Origin of the sequence: Agromyces salentinus, assembly GCF_009749395.1 — a bacterium.
GTDB classification, from domain to species: Bacteria; Actinomycetota; Actinomycetes; order Actinomycetales; family Microbacteriaceae; genus Agromyces; species Agromyces salentinus.
The window spans coordinates 33,708-50,633 of record NZ_WBIR01000009.1 but is presented as its reverse complement, the minus strand read 5'-3'; the positions used below and the strand labels follow the sequence as shown (position 1 = coordinate 50,633).

The following is a 16,926-nucleotide window of genomic DNA, read 5'->3' as shown; positions in this document are numbered from 1 at the left end:
AGCGCCTACGCGAACTGGCGCCGGACGGCGTCGAGCGCAGCAGGGATCGCGGAGACGTCGCTGCCGCCGCCCTGTGCCAGGTCGGGCTTGCCGCCGCCACCGCCGCCGAGCACGCCGGCCATCGTCTTCGCGAGCGCACCCGCGTTCGCTCCGGCCTCGCGCGCGGCGGGCGAGGTCGCGACGATCGCGACCGGCCTGCCGCCGACCTCGGCCGTCAGGGCCACGACGGATGCCGCGTCGCCGAGCTTGCCCCGAACCGCGGTCGCGAGCGAGCGCAGTTCGTCGCCCGAGCCCAGCGAGCCGACGGTCTCGGCCACGAGCAGCACGTCGCCCGTGCGGACGGCGTTCGCCGCAAGCGCCGGGACTCGGTCGTTCAGCGCCCGGGCCTCGAACTGCGCGATGCGCTTTTCGGCGGCCTTGAGGCTCGACACGAGATCACCGACGCGCTCGACGAGCTGGTCGGGCCGGGTCTTCAGGTTCGACGTGAGCTCGGACACGAGCGCGCGCTCGGCGGCGAACCGGCGGAAGGCATCGAGCCCAACGAGGGACTCGACGCGGCGGTTCGATGCGCCGACCGAGGACTCGCCGATGATGTTGATCATGCCGACCTCGGCGCTGGAGCGCACGTGCGTGCCGGCGCAGAGCTCTCGGGACCACGGCCCGCCGATGTCGACGACGCGCACGACGTCGCCGTACTTCTCGCCGAAGAGCGCCATGGCACCGAGCGCCTTGGCCTCCTCGAGCGGCAGTTCGCGCGTGACGACCTCGAGGTTGTCGCGCACGGCGTTGTTGGAGATCTCCTCGATCTCGCTTCGCGTCTCGGGCGAGAGCGCCTGGTTCCAGCCGTAGTCGAGGCGCAGGTAGCCGGCCTTGTTGAACGAGCCGGACTGGTGCGCGTTCGGGCCGAGCACCTGACGGAGCGCGGCATGCACGAGGTGCGTGCCCGAGTGCGCCTGCGTGGCCCCGCGGCGGTACTCCTCGTCGACGACGCTGGTCGCCGGCACGCCGACGCCGACCTCGCCCGAGAGCACCTTGACCGTGTGGCTGATCAGTCCCTTGACCGGCTTCTGCACGTCGAGCACCTCGAGTTCGAAGCCGTCGCCGACGATGCGGCCCTGATCGGGCGCCTGTCCGCCGGACTCGGCGTAGAGCGAGGTCTCGGCGAGGATGACCTCCGCGACCTGGCCCGCGATCGCCGCGGCGACCGGGTGGCCGTCGACCAGGATGCCGAGCACGCTCGACTCCGTCATCAGCTCGGAGTAGCCCGTGAAGACCGTCTCCCCCTTGGCGCGGAAATCGCCGTAGACGGAGAGGTCGGCGAGCACCTTCTTCTTCGACTTCGCATCGGCCTTGGCGCGCGTGCGCTGCGCCGTCATGAGCTCGTCGAACGCGCCGCGGTCGACCGTGATGCCGGCCTCGTCGGCCATCTCGAGGGTGAGCTCGATCGGGAATCCGTAGGTGTCGTGCAGCAGGAACGCGGTGTTGCCCGCGAGCTGCGCCTTGCCCGCCGCCTTCGTCTCGCTGACGGCGCCGTCGAGGATCGACGTGCCGGCCGCGAGCGTGCGGAGGAAGGTCTCCTCCTCGCCGACGGCGAGCTGTTCGATGTGCGCGTAGTCCCGCGCGACCTCAGGGTACGCCGCCTTCATCGCATCGCGGGACGCCGCGAAGAGTTCGCGGAACGTCGGCTCCTCGACGCCGAGCAGGCGCATGGCGCGGATGCTGCGGCGGAGCAGGCGACGCAGGATGTAGCCGCGCCCCTCGTTCGACGGGCTCACGCCGTCGCTCATGAGCATGAGCGAGGAGCGGACGTGGTCTGCGATGACGCGCATGCGCACGTCGTCCTCGTGGTTCGCACCGTAGGCGCGGCCGGAGATCTCGGCCGCGCGGTCGAGCACCGGGCGCACCTGGTCGATCTCGTACATGTTCTCGACGCCCTGCTTGATGAACGCGACGCGCTCGAGGCCCATGCCGGTGTCGATGTTCTTCTTGGGCAGCTCCTTCACGATGCGGAAGTCCGTCTTGGACGTCACGTCGTCGATGAGGTACTGCATGAAGACGAGGTTCCAGATCTCGACATAGCGATCGTCGTCGGTCGCCGGTCCGCCGTCGATGCCGTAGGCCGGGCCGCGGTCGAAGAAGATCTCGGAGCAGGGGCCGGCGGGGCCGGGCTGTCCGGTGTGCCAGTAGTTGGTGTCCTTGCCGAGGCGCTGGATGCGCTCCTCGGGCAGGCCCGCGACCTTCTTCCAGAGGTCGATCGCCTCGTCGTCCTCCTCGTACACGGTGACCCAGAGGTCTTCGGGCCGGAAGCCGTATCCGCCGTCGTCCTCAGGCGTCGTGAGCAGCTCCCACGCGAACGTGATCGCGCCTTCCTTGAAGTAGTCGCCGAACGAGAAGTTGCCGTTCATCTGGAAGAACGTGCCATGCCGAGGAGTCTTGCCGACCTCTTCGATGTCGTTCGTGCGGATGCACTTCTGCACGCTGGTGGCACGAGGGTACGGCGCGGGCACGATGCCCGTCAGGTACGGCACGAACGGCACCATGCCCGCCACCGTGAACAGCAGCGTCGGGTCGTCGGAGACGAGCGGGGCGGACGGCACGACGGTGTGGCCACGTCGTGCGAAGAAGTCCAGCCAGCGCTGGCGGATGTCTGCGGTCTGCATGATTCCGTTCTGGGTTCTGCTGCCGGAGCGCGGCTCCGGGTGGGATCGAGTTGGGGTCGTTCGACTCAGTCGAGCAGCTCGTCGGCCGCGGAGCGCAGCTCGGCCTCGCGCTCGTGGTAGCCGTCGGCGACGGCCCGACCGAAGGCCTTCGCCTTCGCGTCGACGCTCGTGAAGAACTCACGCCCCTGCGCGGTCTGGTTGACCTGGTGCGCCACCACGAATCCGGCGACGATTCCCGTTGCGAACCACAGAATGCTCTTCACGAAGTGCTCCCTCTGACCGATCTCGTCGCGCGGTGCGCCTGGCGCGCTGCCGCTTGGCTCCGACCAGTCTAGTGGCGCCCCGAGCGGCGGCATCCGACGCCGGAGACGGAACAGGGGCCGCGGAGAATCTCCGCGGCCCCTGCCCTGAACGCTGTGGATCAGCGAGCGGCGTAGTACTCGACGACGAGCTGCACTTCACAGGTCACGGGGACCTCGGCGCGCTTCGGACGACGGACGAGCTTCGCCTGGAGCTTGTCGAGCTCGACCTCGAGGTAGCCCGGGGTCTTGGGGAGCACGTCGACGTGACCACCGGCTGCGGCGACCTGGAACGGCTCGGTGCCCTCGCTACGTGCCTTGACGTGCACGAGCTGGCCCGGCTTCACGCGGAACGAGGGGCGGTCGACGAGCTGGCCGTCGACGAGGATGTGACGGTGCACGACGAACTGGCGGGCCTGCGTGATGGTGCGGGCGAAGCCGGCACGCAGCACGAGCGCGTCGAGACGCATCTCGAGCAGCTCGACGAGGTTCTCACCGGTCTGGCCTGCGCTGCGCTTGGCCTCGACGTAGGCGATCTTCAGCTGCTTCTCGCGGATGCCGTACTGGGCGCGCAGACGCTGCTTCTCGCGCAGACGAACGGCGTAGTCGCTGTCCTGCTTGCGCTTGGTGCGACCGTGCTCGCCGGGAGCATAGGGGCGCTTCTCCATGTAACGCGCGGCCTTCGGGGTCAGGGCGACACCGAGGGCGCGGGAGAGGCGGGTCTTGCTACGTGACTGGTTCGACACGAATGTCCTTTCGGAAGAATCTCAAGTGAAATCGCGGCGCGATCGTGCGCCGGGAAACTGTGTCAGAGGGATTCGCCAAGGGTGGATCGGCTACAGATCGCACCCGTTCGCCAGTGACCCTCTCGCAGCCGCGCTCGAGGATCAGGCTTCAGGCCAGAGGACATCGTACCACGGTGCGCCTTGCGAACCCTGCACTCGGAGTGCGGCGTCCGACGGATGCCCCGTCGCAACCGCTCGCCGCCCGGACGCTCAACGGGCGCCGCGAACGATGCGCCGCAGCTTCGAGAGACGCGAGCCCACCTCTCGTTCGTTGCCATGCTCGGTCGGCTCGTAGTAGACGGCTCCTCGGAGGGAATCGGGCAGGTACTCCTGCGCGACGACCCCGATCGCATCGTCATGGGGATAGACGTACCCCTTGCCATGGCCGAGGCGCTTCGCGCCCGGGTAGTGGGCATCGCGGAGGTGCTTGGGGACTCGACCGGCCTTGCCGGCGCGCACGTCGGCGATGGCCTTGTCGATACCCAGGTAGGCCGCGTTCGACTTCGGCGCGGTCGCGAGGTGCACGACCGCCTGCGCCAGCGGGATGCGCCCCTCTGGCATGCCGATGTACTGCACGGCGTCGGCCGCTGCGACGGCCACGCCGAGCGCGGTCGGATCGGCGAGGCCGATGTCCTCCGATGCGAGCACGATGATGCGTCGTGCGATGAAGCGCGGGTCCTCCCCGGCCTCGATCATGCGTGCCAGGTAGTGCAGCGCCGCGTCGACGTCGCTCCCCCTGACCGACTTGATGAAGGCGCTGATCACGTCGTAGTGCTCGTCGCCGTTGCGGTCGTAGCGGAGCAGGGCGCGATCGACGGCCCGCGCCACGAGTTCCGCCGTGATCACGGGCTTCGGCGGCGCGGCATCCGCTTCGGGTGATTCGTCGTCGTCATCGTCGTCGTCGGGGTCGTCCGACCCGGCTGATGCGGCCGCCGAGGCCTCCACCGCCACGCCCGCCGCGGCGACGGAGGCAGCCTCGAGCGCCGTGAGAGCCCGGCGAGCGTCGCCGGATGCCAGCCGGACGATGGCGGCACGCGCGTCGGCCTCGAGCACGACGGAGTCGGCGAGGCCCCTCGGATCGGTCACCGCGCGGTCGACGAGCAGCGAGAGGTCCTCGTCGGAGAGGAGCTCGAGCGTCAGCAGGAGCGATCTGGACAGCAGCGGCGAGATGACCGAGAACGACGGGTTCTCGGTCGTGGCCGCGACGAGGATGACCCAGCCGTTCTCGACGCCGGGGAGCAGGGCGTCCTGCTGCGCCTTCGTGAATCGGTGGATCTCGTCGAGGAAGAGGACCGTCGACACCCCGTAGAGATCTCGGCTCGACCTGGCCTCCTCCATGACCTGCCGTACGTCGCGCACACCGGCCGACACGGCCGAGAGCTCCACGAACTTGCGTCCCGACGAGCGTGCGATCGCCTGGGCCAGCGTCGTCTTGCCGGTGCCCGGGGGACCCCAGAGGATGACCGAGACCGAGCCGGACTCCCCCGTGCGGTCGCCGGCGAGTGCCACGAGCGGAGAGCCGGGTGTCAGGAGATGCCGCTGGCCGGCCACCTCGTCGAGGCTGGTCGGCCGCATGCGGACGGCCAACGGCGTCGCGCCGGAGCGCAGGCCCTGAGCCGTGTTCACCATGCACTCAAGCGTAGCCGCGACATCCGACACGGCGGCCCCCGCGGAGCTGGCCGGCACGCACCCGGCGGGGCGATTGGTGCGGACCCCCGCGCTTGCGTAGAGTCTGCTCGCAGGAGTCCCCGAGAAGGAGCATGCGTGGTATCGAACGACCGTCAGGCGCGCGAGGAACGAGCGCGGCTTCGCACCTATCAGGCACGACAGCAGGTGCACGCCGGCAAGCAGCGACGCCGGTCCCGCGACAATGTCATCGCGGTCATCGCGCTGGTGGTCGTCCTCGCGCTGGCCACGGCCGCCCAGCTGTTCTACTTCAACGGCGGCCCGGGCGCCGTCGATCCCGTCGCGAGCCCGGAGGCCACCACCGCGCCGCCGACGGAGGCCGCGGGCGAGAACACCGGAGACGTCCCCTCCGCCGACATCGCCGAGGGCCGCACCTGGACGGGCACCCTGACCCTGAACGACATCCCGCTCGGCATCGAGCTCGACGGCGCGGCCGCACCGCAGGCGGTCTCCAGCGAGCTCAGCCTCATCCAGTCCGGCTTCTACGACGGCGTGAGCTGCCACCGCCTCACGACGGAGGGCATCTTCGTCCTGCAATGCGGCGACCCGAACGGCGATGGCACCGGCGGACCGGGCTACAGCTACGGACCGATCGAGAACGACCCGGAGGACGGCGTCTACCCGGCGGGCACCATCGCGATGGCGCGCCAGGGCGGGAATGCGTACAGCCAGGGCAGCCAGTTCTTCATCGTCTACGACGACACCACCCTCCCCACCGAGCCCGAGGTGGGCGGCTACACGGTCGTCGGCCGGGTCACCAGCGGCATCGACCAGCTGCAGACCGGCGTGATCGACGCAGGCGTCGTCGACGGCGGCACCGATGGAAGCCCCGTCGTCCCCGTCGAGATCACCTCGGTCGAGGTGCAGTGACCCCGACCGCAGCGCCGGTCGACGGTGCAATAGGGTTGAAACCGTCAACGCCGCCTTCGGGCGGCATCCGAGCACGACAGGGTGAGGCCGTGACCGATTCAACACAAGAGCCGTGGGGCCGCGTCGACGAGACGGGCACCGTCTTCGTTCGCACCAGCGACGGTGAGCGTGAGGTCGGGCAGTACCCCGACGCCACCCCCGAGGAGGCACTCGCCTACTTCGAGCGCAAGTACGCCGACCTCGCCGGTCAGGTCACGCTCCTCGAGCAGCGCGCACGCCGCGGCGCCCCCGCAACGGACATCGCCAAGGCCGTGAACTCGCTGACCGCCTCGATCGCCGACGCGCACGCCGTCGGCGACCTGGAGTCGCTCGCACGACGCCTCGAGGCGCTGTCGGGCACGACGAAGGAACTCACCGAGCAGCAGCAGGCGGAGGCGAAGGCCGCACTGGCCGACGCTCTCGCCGAGCGCACCAAGATCGTCGAGCAGGCCGAGGCGCTCGCCGCACAGGATCCGGCGAAGACGCAGTGGAAGCAGGCCACGGCCGAGCTGGACGCACTCTTCACGAGCTGGCAGCGACACCAGCAGGACGGCCCGCGCCTTCCCAAGAACGACGCCAACGAGCTGTGGAAGCGCTTCCGAGCGGCCCGGTCCACGGTGGAGACGCACCGCAAGGCGTTCTTCGCCGAGCTGGATGCCGCGCACCGCGATGTCCGTACACGCAAGCAGCAGCTGATCGAGCGGGCCGAGGCGCTCGCGCCCCGTGGGGCCGACGCGATCGGAGACTACCGCGCACTGCTCGACGACTGGAAGCAGGCCGGTCGGGCGGGCAAGAAGCTCGACGACGCGCTCTGGGCCAAGTTCAAGGCCGCCGGAGACGTGCTCTTCCACGCCAAGGCCGAGGTCGACGCCCGGGACGACGAGGAGTACCGCGGGAACCTCACCGCGAAGCTCGAACTGCTCGAGACCGCGGAGAAGCTCCTCACCGAGACGGACCCCAAGGCGGCTCGCGCGGCCCTCAACAAGGTGCAGCGCGATTGGGACGAGATCGGCCGCGTGCCGCGCGATCAGGTGCGTCCGGTCGAAGACCGTCTCCGCAAGGTCGAGAACCACGTGCGATCCCTCGAGGATGAGCGCTGGCAGCGCGAGGACCCCGAGAAGAAGGCCCGTTCCGAGGGCATGCTCGGCCAGCTGCACGACGCGATCGCCAAGCTCGAGGCCGAGCTCGCAGCGGCCGAGGCTGCCGGCGACGCGCGCGCCGCGGCCGAAGCGCGCGACGCGCTCGAAGCCCGTCGGGCATGGCTCAAGGCCGTCGGGGGCTGATCCACCCGTCCGGCCGGGTTATCCACAACCCGGCCGGTGCAGGCTCCCGACGCTGCGGTGCCGCCATCATGGGGTGGTGACCAGACTTCCCAGTGCCCTCGGCACCGACGACCTCTCGATCGCCGAGCTCTGCGCCGCCCGACTCGACGGCGAACTCCACCGCATCGGAGACGCCTGGGTTCCCATCGACGAGCCGGACCTGCCCGCATTCCGGGCCCAGGTCGTCGCCAAGGCCGCCTCCCGCTCGCTCGTCGTCGAGCGGATGTCTGCGGCCTGGGTGCACGGCGCACTGCACGCACCGCCGCGCCCGGCGCAGTTCTGCGTTCCCATGGCGGCGCGGATCGCTGTCATCTCCGACCCGACCCTCGAGGTCAGGGAGGTACGGCTGACCCCCTCCGAGATCGAGACGATCGGCGGCATCCGCTGCACGACGCCGGTGCGCACCGCCTTCGACCTGCTGCGGGATATGACGACGATGGACTCCGTGGTCATCACGGTGGTCGCCGCCATGCTCCAGCAGTCGAACACGCTCGATCGGCTCGTGCGCGACCGACTCGTGTCGGCAGCGCGACTCCCCCACAAGGCTCGCGCGTTGTCGCGGCTGGACTCAGCCGTCGCTCACGCGGTAGACGTCGTAGACGGCGTCGATGCGGCGGACCGCGTTCAGCACGCGGTCGAGGTGGGTCGTGTCGCCCATCTCGAAGACGAATCGACTCAGCGCGAGCCGGTCGTTCGAGGTTGACACGTTCGCCGAGAGGATGTTGACGTGGTGCTCCGAGAGCACTCGCGTGACGTCGGACAGCAGCCCGGCTCGGTCGAGCGCCTCGATCTGGATGTGCACGAGGAAGACGCTCTTCGAGCTCGGCGCCCATTCGACGTCGATCATCCGCTCGGGCTCGCGCAGCAGCGACTGCACGTTGTGGCAGGTCGACTGGTGCACCGAGACGCCGGCGCCGCGCGTGACGAAGCCGACGATCGCATCACCGGGCACGGGCGTGCAGCACCTCGCGAGCTTCACGAGGATGTCGGGCGCGCCGCGCACAAGCACTCCCGAGTCGGAGTGACGCGAGATCGAACGAGCGCGAACCGGGATGGGCAGGTCCGGCTCATCGCCCTCGTCGACGTCGCGGACGAGGGCGACCACCTTCTCGAGCACGGACTGGGTCGAGACGTGGCCTTCGCCGACGGCCGCGTAGAGCGCCGAGACGTCTTCGTACCGGAGTTGCGCGGCGACCTCGGCGAAGGAGTCCTGGCTCATCAGCTTCTGGAGCGGGAGGTTCTGCTTGCGCATGGCCCGGGCGATCGCATCCCGCCCCTGCTCGATCGCCTCGTCGCGCCGCTCCTTGGTGAACCACTGGCGGATCTTGTTGCGGGCCCTGGGGCTCTTCACGAAGCCGAGCCAGTCCTGGCTCGGTCCGGAGTCGGGGTTCTTCGAGGTGAAGACCTCGACGACGTCGCCACTGGAGAGTTCGCTCTCGAGCGGCACGAGCCGGCCGTTGACCTTCGCCCCCATGGTGCGGTGACCGACCTCGGTGTGGACGGCGTACGCGAAGTCCACCGGGGTCGCGCCAGACGGGAGGCCGATCACCCGACCCTTCGGGGTGAAGACGTAGACCTCCTTCGCACCGATCTCGAACCGCAGCGAGTCCAGGAACTCCCCCGGGTCGGCGGTCTCGGCCTGCCAGTCGGAGATGTGCGCGAGCCACGCCATGTCGGTTTCCTGCGTGCTCGACGTGTCATCCGTCGTACGGCCGTTGGCCATCCGCTCCTTGTACTTCCAGTGCGCCGCCACGCCGTACTCGGCGCGCTGGTGCATGTCGTGGGTGCGGATCTGGATCTCGACGGCGCGACCCTTCGGGCCGATCACCGTCGTGTGCAGTGACTGGTAGAGATTGAACTTCGGGGTGGCGATGTAGTCCTTGAACCGACCGGGCAGCGGAGTCCACCTGGCGTGGATCGACCCGAGCACGGCATAGCAGTCGCGCACGGAGTTCACCAGGACGCGGATGCCGACCAGGTCGTAGATCTCGTCGAAGTCCCGACCGCGAACGATCATCTTCTGGTAGATCGAGTAGTACTGCTTGGGCCGGCCCATGACCTTGCCGCGGATGCGTGCACTCTTCAGGTCGTCGTTGACCAGGTCGATGACCTGCTGCACGAACTGCTCGCGCTGGGGCGTGCGCTGCCTGACCAGGCTCTCGATCTCGGCGTACAGCTTCGGGTAGAGCACGGCGAACGAGAGGTCCTCGAGCTCCCACTTGATCGTCTGGATTCCGAGACGATGCGCGAGCGGGGCGTAGATCTCGAGCGTCTCGGTCGCCTTGCGGGTGGCCGACGCCGCAGGGACGAAGCCCCAGGTGCGGGCGTTGTGCAGCCGGTCGGCGAGCTTGATGATGAGGACGCGGATGTCCTTGGACATCGCGACAATCATCTTCCGGACGGTCTCGGCCTGCGTCGAGTCCCCGTACTTGACCTTGTCGAGCTTCGTGACGCCGTCGACGAGCATCGCGATCTCGTCGCCGAAGTCGGCGCGTACCTGATCCAGCGTGTAGGCCGTGTCCTCGACGGTGTCGTGCAGCAACGCCGCGGCGACGGTCTTGGATCCGATGCCGAGATCGGCAAGGATCTGCGCGACCGCGACCGGATGCGTGATGTAGGGCTCGCCGCTCTTGCGCTTCTGGCCCTCATGCGCCCGGTCGGCGACCGTGTACGCGCGCTCGACGACCGAGAGATCCGCCTTCGGGTGGTGCATGCGCACCGTGCGAAGGAGGGTGTCGATCGCGCCCGACGGCTGCGCCTTCGAGAAGATCCGTGGAACGAGACGGCGCAGCGACGCTGTCGAGTTCGCACCAGCTTCAGTCATGCGCACACCTCCGGAACTCAATTATCGTCGCTCCGAGAGGCCGCACGTGCCGATCTCGCCGAGGGCGGACATCATGCGGTGGGCAGAGCCTCCGAGATCGCCGGCTCGGCGGCGCGGTCGCGCTCCTTCAGCACCTTCAGGTCATGACGGTGGATGGCCGGCTCCCGCTCCCGCAACTGCGAGTACATCGGCGCTGCGAGGAACACGGTCGACCACGTGCCGACGAGGATGCCGATGAGCAGCGCGAGCGAGATGTCTCGGAGCGTGTCGGCCCCGAGCGCACCGGCACCGATGAAGAGGATCGAGGCGACCGGCAGGGCTGCGACCACGCTCGTGTTGATCGAACGGACGAGGGTCTGGTTCACCGCGAGGTTCACCGACTCCGCGAACGTGCGCCGCGATTCGTTGCCGTCCTCGGCGGTGTTCTCCCGGATCTTGTCGAACACCACGACCGTGTCGTACAGGGAGTAACTCAGGATGGTCAGGATGCCGATGGTCGCGGCGGGGCTGATCTCGAATCCGACCGCGGCGTAGATGCCGACGGTGAGGATCAGGTCGACGATGAGCGAGAGGATCGCCGCGAGCGACATCTTCCAGGTACGGAAGTAGATCGCCATGATGATGCCCGCGAGCAAGAGGAACGCGCCGAGACCGAGGAGCGCCTGGCGCGTGACATCCGCACCCCAGCTGGGTCCGACGAACGAGGACGTCACCTCGGACTCCGGCACGTCGTACCCCTCGGCGAGGGCCTTGCTCACCTCGAGGGAATCGGCCTGCGAGAGCTGATCGGTCTGCACTCGGATGCCGTCGCCGCCCACGATGGCCACCGTGACGGTCGCCTCGGGCACCACCCCGGCGACCGCGTCCTGCGCGATCGAGGGGTCGGGATCGGCGACATCCGCGATCTGGAACTGCGAGCCGCCGCGGAACTCGATGCTGAAGTGCACGCCCCGGACCGCGGGGATCAGGATCGACAGGATGATGAGCACCCCGGCGATGATGTACCACTTCTTGCGGCCACCGACGAAGTTGAACGAGCGCTTGCCCGTGTAGAGGTCGTTACCGAACGTGGTCAGACGGCTCGCCATCAGGACTCCTTGCCTTCACTCGAACCGGCACCGACGCCCGCGTTCGCCTTGCGCTCGGCGATGGTCTGTCGACGCTGCGCTTCCTTGGAACTGGACGCGACCTTGCCTGCCGGAACGGCGACCGGCTTGCGGAACTCCGCCCGGCCGCGGTAGACCGCGCCGAGTGCGGTCGGATCGAGGCCCGACCAGGGATTGCCACTCGAGAAGAACTTGGTCTGCGCGAGGAGCTGGAGCATCGGGTGCGTGAACAGGATCACCACGAGCACGTCGATGATCGTCGTGAGGCCCAGCGTGTACGCGAAGCCCTTCACGCTGCCGACCGCGAGGACGAACAGCACCACGGCCGCGAGCAGGTTCACGCCCTTCGAGGCCAGCACCGTGCGGAAGGCGCGCTTCCAGCCGGCCTCGACGGCACCGACGAGCGGACGGCCGTCACGGAGTTCGTCTCTCACGCGTTCGAAGTACACGATGAACGAGTCGGCCGTGAAGCCGATCGCCACGATGAGGCCCGCGATGCCGGCGAGCGAGAGTCGATAGCCTTCGCGCCAGGACAGGATCGTGATCATCAGGTAGGTGATCACGCCCGCGATCACGAGCGAGGCGATCGTCACCGATCCGAGCGCTCGATATTGGAACAGCGTGTAGATGACGACCAGGATGAGGCCGATGAGGCCCGCGAGCAGGCCCGCCTGCAGCTGCGAGGTGCCGAGCGTCGGCGAGATCGTCTCGGACGACTCGACGGTGAAGCTCAGCGGCAGGGCTCCGAACTTCAGCTGGTCGGCGAGGGCCTTGGAGGACTCCTGCGTGAAGTTTCCGGTGATCTGCGGACGGCCGTCGGTGATCGCGCCGTTCATCGAGGGGGCGGTCAGGACCGCGCCGTCGAGCACGAACGCGAACTGGTCGCGCGGCACCTGGCCCGAGAGGCCGAACAGCCGCGTGCTGACCGTCGCGAAGTCCTTCGTGCCCTTGTCGTCGAACTGGATGTTGACGGCCCAGGTGCCCGTGCTCGCGCCGGTCTGGGTGGTGACGGTGCCGTTCGTGGCATCGACGATGTTCTCGCCGCTCGCCTCGACCGGTCCGAGCAGGTACTTCATCGTGCGGGTCTGGTCGCACGTCACGAGCGGCTCATCGGCAGGAGCGACACTCGCATCGGGATCGTCGATCGTCGCGCAGTCGAAGGTGTCGAACTGCTCCTGCAGGGCCGGCGTGATCCAGGCCGGGTCGCTGCCGTCGGTCGGCTCGACCGTCGGCGTGGCCGAGAGCTCCTCGGCCGGATCACTCGCCGGATCGGTCGGGCTGATGCTCGAGGTCGCGGCCGCGTCAGTCGCGAGCACGGCTCGCAGCTCGAGCTTCGCCGACGATTCGATGCGCGCGCGCGTCTGGTCGTCGAGCTCGCCCGGGATGCGGACGACCACGTTCGAACCCTCGGTGTTGATCTCGGGCTCGGCGACACCGGACGCGTCGACGCGCTGGCGGATGATCGAGACCGCCTGGTCGAGTTGTTCCTGCGTTGCGGTCTGACCGCTCTCGAGTTGCGGCTCGAGGATGATCTGCGTCCCGCCCTCGAGGTCGAGGGCGAGCTTGGGCGTCCATGAGGCACCGCCCCAGATGACGCCTGCGGCGTTGATCGCGAACAGGCCGACGATGATCACGCCGAGCCAGGTCAGCGAGCGCCAGGCCTTGCGAACGGACGTCGGGCGCGACGACCGCTTGGAGGATGCAGCCACGGGTTCTGCTTTCTTTGCAGGAGCCCGCGCGACATCGCGCGGGCCGAGCCTCGGGTGGGAGTCTTAGTCGTCCGACTTCTTCTTGAGATCGGGTGCGTCGTCGGCCGGAGCGTCGACGACATGCGTCTCCTCGACGCGCTCACCGAACTCGGGCTCGGCGTCGAGCGCAGGCGCGGCCTCGACCTCGGCATCGTCGACGGCGACCGGCTCGACGACGCGAGCGACCGTCTGGCGGTGCACCGTGAGGACGGTGCCGGGCGTCGTCTCGAGGAGCACCTGGTTCTCGTCTTCGTCGATCGAGAGGATGATGCCGAAGACGCCGGAGTTCGTCATCACCTTCGCGCCAGGAACCACGCTCGACTGCAGCTTCTGGGCCTCGGCCTGACGCTTGCGCGAGTTTCGGAACATGAAGAAGATCAGGACCGCCAGGACGGCGAGCATGATGATGGTGAACGGATCAAGCGTCATGAGGGGGCAGAACCTTCCGGTGTGCGGCGTACCGCACGAAGTCGACGGCGGTGAGGACGAAGCCTCAATGGATTATAGGTCATCGATCGGCAGCGCCGTTTCGCCGGAGGCGAGGCCGAAATGCCGCCAGGCGGCCGGTGTCGCGACGCGCCCTCGCGGCGTGCGGGTGATGAGGCCGATGCGCACGAGGAAGGGCTCGACGACGGCCTCGATCGTCTCGGACTCCTCCCCCACCGAGACGGCGAGGGTGTTCAGTCCCACCGGCCCGCCGCCGAACCGGGTGAGGATGATCTGCATCACGGCCCGGTCGAGGCGATCGAGGCCGAGTTCGTCGACGTCGTAGAGGTCGAGCGCGGCGCGGACGGCCGAGAGGTCGGCACGATCGGTGTGCACGAGCGCGTAGTCGCGGACCCGTCGGAGCAGCCGATTCGCGATGCGCGGCGTGCCGCGGCATCTGCCGGCGATCTCGGCGACGGCCTCTCGATCGATGTCGAGCCCGAGCAGGGTCGCGGCGCGCGCGAGGACCTGCTCGAGTTCGGCCTCGTCGTAGAACTCGAGGTGGGCCGTGAACCCGAATCGATCGCGGAGCGGATTCGGGAGGAGCCCGGCTCGGGTGGTGGCCCCGACCAGCGTGAACGGCGCCAGGTCGAGCGGAACGGAGGTCGCACCCGCGCCTTTGCCCACCATGATGTCGATGCGGAAGTCCTCCATGGCGAGGTAGAGCATCTCCTCGGCCGAGCGGGCCATCCGGTGGATCTCGTCGATGAAGAGGACCTCGCCGGGGACGAGCGAGCTCAGGATGGCCGCGAGATCGCCGGCATGCTGGATGGCCGGGCCGCTCGACATGCGCAAGGGACGCCCGCCCTCGTGCGCGACGATCATCGCGAGCGTCGTCTTGCCGAGTCCGGGAGGGCCGGCGAGGAGGATGTGGTCGGGCGTCCGTTGCTGGATCGTCGCGGCCGTCAGCAACAGCTGCAGCTGCCCCCGCACGCGCGTCTGCCCGACGAACTCCGCGAGGCTCCTCGGCCGCAGCGCGCCTTCGAATGCCAGTTCGGCCTCGGAGGCCAGCACCGGATCGGTGAGGTCGACCTCGTCGGCGGCGTCGCCCGTCATCGCGACCGCCCGGTCTTCTGCGCAGGCCCGAGCCGGGCGAGCGAGAGACGGAGCACCGCCGGGACCGAGGCGGCATCGGCCTCGGACACCTCGCCCAGCACCTCGTCGACGGCCTCGGCGGCGGCGCGCTCGGTCCAGCCGAGTCCGGTGAGCGCCGCGAGGACGCTCTCGGAGACGCCCCGGGCGCTCACCGGGACCGGCTCGGTGCCGGCATCGAGCGCGCGAGGGGCGACGAGCTTGCCGGCAAGGGAGAGCGTGATGAGCTTGGCGGTCTTGGGCCCGATGCCGCTGACCTGGCGGAAGGCCGCGTCGTCGTCGCCGGCGATCGCGGCCGCGATCTGACCCGGTGCCATCGCCGACAGGACGCCCAGGGCCGACCTCGGGCCGACACCCGTGACGCCGATGAGGAGCTCGAACACCTCCAGCTCGTCGCGCGTGCCGAACCCGAACAGCGTGAGGGCGTCTTCACGCACGATGAGGCTCGTGTGCACGAGCGCCTCGTGGCCTTCGCGCGAGGCGAGCACGAGCGCGGGGGTCGTGTTCACCTGGAACCCGACTCCCCCGACGTCGATCACGAGGGTCGTTCCGGCGGCGGCGAGCACGGGCCCGCGAAGCGATGAGATCACTTCCTCAGCCTACGGGCGGCCCCCGACACGGCGGCGGACCGCTCGGCGGCGAGCCACGCCTCCTGGGCGGGCGTGGTCGTGCGCCCCGCCGGCGCCGGCGCCGCGGCATCCGTCACGGCCGCTCCGGCGACGCCCCCGGTGCGCCAGGCATGGCAGATCGCGAGGGCGAGGGCATCGGCGGCGTCCGCGGGCTTGGGCACCGCGTCGAGGCCGAGGATGCGTGCGACCATCGCGCCCACCTGGGCCTTGTCGGCCCTGCCGTAGCCCGTGATCGCCGCCTTCACCTCGCTGGGGGTGTGGAGGGCGACCGGCAGGCGCCGCCGCGCTGCGAGGAGCATCGCGACGCCCGAGATCTGGGCCGTGCCCATGATCGTCGAGACGTCGCTCCGCGCGAACACCCGCTCGAGCGCCACGGCCTGCGGACGGTGCTCGTCGATGATCGCCTCGAGTCCGTCGGCGATGCGCACGAGGCGATTCGGGGTGTCGAGGTCGGCGGGCGACCGCAGCACGATGACGTCGACGAGCCTCGCCGTGCGGTTCGGCTCGACGTCGACCACGCCGACACCGCACCGTGTCAGCCCCGGGTCGATGCCGAGCACGCGCACGGCGATCGACCTACTCCTCGGACTCGAGCTCGGCCTGGACCTCGGCCGAGAGATCGAAGTTGCTGTAGATGTTCTGCACGTCATCGCTGTCTTCGAGCGCGTCGATGAGGCGGAACACCTTGCGTGCCGTCTCGGCGTCGATCTCGACCTTCAGGGACGGGACGAAGGCCGCGTCGGCCGAGTCGTAGTCGATGCCGGCCTCCTGGAGGGCCGTGCGCGCCGCCACCATGTCGGATGCCTCGGTGATGACCTCGAAGGTCTCACCCTCGTCGGTGACCTCCTCGGCGCCCGCGTCGAGCACGGCCGCGAGGACGTCGTCCTCGGTGAGGCCGTCGGTCTTGGCGACGACGATGACCCCCTTGCGGGCGAAGTTGTAGGCCACGGATCCCGGGTCGGCCATGGTGCCGCCGTTGCGGCTCATGAGCGTGCGCACCTCGGCGGCCGCACGGTTCTTGTTGTCGGTGAGGCACTCGACGAGCAGCGCGACGCCGTTGGGGCCGTAGCCCTCGTACATGATCGTCGCGTAGTCGATGGACTCACCGGTGAGGCCCGCCCCGCGCTTGATGGCCCGATCGATGTTGTCATTGGGAACAGAGGTCTTCTTCGCCTTCTGCACCGCATCGACGAGGGTCGGGTTGCCCGACATGTCGGCGCCGCCCATCTTCGCAGCGACCTCGATGTTCTTGATGAGCTTCGCGAACGACTTCGCACGACGCGAATCGATGATCGCCTTCTTGTGCTTGGTCGTCGCCCACTTGGAATGCCCGGACATGCGTCTCCTGAATCGAATTCTCGTGCGGCCGTCTCACGGCCC

At 69.0% G+C, this 16,926-nt stretch carries 14 protein-coding genes and 1 pseudogene; 3 read left to right on the top strand and 12 right to left on the bottom strand.

The window, feature by feature from the left end; genetic code table 11:
* Positions 1-5: 5 nt before the first annotated feature.
* The 4 genes from alaS to GQQ95_RS10620 all read right to left on the bottom strand — a co-directional run bounded on the left by alaS (position 6) and on the right by GQQ95_RS10620 (position 5,373).
* Entirely contained in the window at positions 6-2,660 is a 2,655-nt protein-coding gene (alaS, locus tag GQQ95_RS10635) for an alanine--tRNA ligase (RefSeq protein ID WP_157427647.1), read from the bottom strand.
* Between the two features lie 65 nt (positions 2,661-2,725).
* Positions 2,726-2,923, bottom strand: a complete 198-nt coding sequence (locus GQQ95_RS10630) for a hypothetical protein (RefSeq protein WP_157427646.1) — start codon at positions 2,921-2,923, stop codon at positions 2,726-2,728.
* 158 nt (positions 2,924-3,081) lie between these two features.
* Entirely contained in the window at positions 3,082-3,705 is a 624-nt protein-coding gene (gene rpsD / locus GQQ95_RS10625; RefSeq protein ID WP_157427645.1) for a 30S ribosomal protein S4, read from the bottom strand.
* A 249-nt stretch (positions 3,706-3,954) separates the two neighbouring features.
* A complete protein-coding gene (locus GQQ95_RS10620; RefSeq protein WP_157427644.1) occupies positions 3,955-5,373 on the bottom strand; it encodes a replication-associated recombination protein A in 1,419 nt (472 codons plus the stop codon).
* Between the two features lie 135 nt (positions 5,374-5,508).
* Between GQQ95_RS10620 and GQQ95_RS10615 the strand changes: the two genes are divergently transcribed.
* The 3 genes and pseudogenes from GQQ95_RS10615 to GQQ95_RS19770 all read left to right on the top strand — a co-directional run.
* The gene (locus tag GQQ95_RS10615; protein ID WP_170297040.1) at positions 5,509-6,300 is read left to right on the top strand and encodes a peptidylprolyl isomerase; all 792 of its coding nucleotides are present in this window, start codon (positions 5,509-5,511) and stop codon (positions 6,298-6,300) included.
* Between the two features lie 89 nt (positions 6,301-6,389).
* Entirely contained in the window at positions 6,390-7,622 is a 1,233-nt protein-coding gene (locus GQQ95_RS10610) for a DUF349 domain-containing protein (protein WP_157427642.1), read from the top strand.
* 73 nt (positions 7,623-7,695) lie between these two features.
* Positions 7,696-8,211: pseudogene (locus tag GQQ95_RS19770) on the top strand (type IV toxin-antitoxin system AbiEi family antitoxin); the annotation flags it as partial.
* Between the two features lie 18 nt (positions 8,212-8,229).
* On the opposite strand, the gene GQQ95_RS10600 reads toward GQQ95_RS19770, so the two are convergent.
* The 8 genes from GQQ95_RS10600 to GQQ95_RS10565 all read right to left on the bottom strand — a co-directional run bounded on the left by GQQ95_RS10600 (position 8,230) and on the right by GQQ95_RS10565 (position 16,884).
* Entirely contained in the window at positions 8,230-10,485 is a 2,256-nt protein-coding gene (locus GQQ95_RS10600) for a RelA/SpoT family protein (RefSeq protein ID WP_157427640.1), read from the bottom strand.
* 71 nt (positions 10,486-10,556) lie between these two features.
* Entirely contained in the window at positions 10,557-11,573 is a 1,017-nt protein-coding gene (gene secF, locus GQQ95_RS10595) for a protein translocase subunit SecF (RefSeq protein WP_157427639.1), read from the bottom strand.
* Positions 11,573-13,300 (bottom strand): protein translocase subunit SecD, encoded by a 1,728-nt coding sequence (secD, locus tag GQQ95_RS10590; RefSeq protein ID WP_246205399.1) that lies wholly within the window; start codon positions 13,298-13,300, stop codon positions 11,573-11,575. Before secD ends, secF begins: the two co-directional genes overlap by 1 nt.
* Positions 13,301-13,363: 63 nt before the next feature.
* On the bottom strand, positions 13,364-13,768 hold the full coding sequence (gene yajC, locus GQQ95_RS10585) for a preprotein translocase subunit YajC (protein WP_157427638.1): 405 nt from the start codon (positions 13,766-13,768) through the stop codon (positions 13,364-13,366).
* A gap of 72 nt (positions 13,769-13,840) precedes the next feature.
* Positions 13,841-14,881 (bottom strand): Holliday junction branch migration DNA helicase RuvB, encoded by a 1,041-nt coding sequence (ruvB, locus tag GQQ95_RS10580; protein WP_157427637.1) that lies wholly within the window; start codon positions 14,879-14,881, stop codon positions 13,841-13,843.
* Positions 14,878-15,507, bottom strand: a complete 630-nt coding sequence (ruvA, locus tag GQQ95_RS10575) for a Holliday junction branch migration protein RuvA (protein WP_157427636.1) — start codon at positions 15,505-15,507, stop codon at positions 14,878-14,880. The genes ruvB and ruvA overlap by 4 nt, the downstream gene beginning before the upstream one ends.
* Positions 15,504-16,112, bottom strand: a complete 609-nt coding sequence (gene ruvC, locus GQQ95_RS10570; protein ID WP_212275391.1) for a crossover junction endodeoxyribonuclease RuvC — start codon at positions 16,110-16,112, stop codon at positions 15,504-15,506. Before ruvC ends, ruvA begins: the two co-directional genes overlap by 4 nt.
* A gap of 10 nt (positions 16,113-16,122) precedes the next feature.
* Complete coding sequence (locus tag GQQ95_RS10565) at positions 16,123-16,884, bottom strand: YebC/PmpR family DNA-binding transcriptional regulator (protein WP_157427635.1); 762 nt, start codon at positions 16,882-16,884, stop codon at positions 16,123-16,125.
* Positions 16,885-16,926 lie beyond the last annotated feature (42 nt).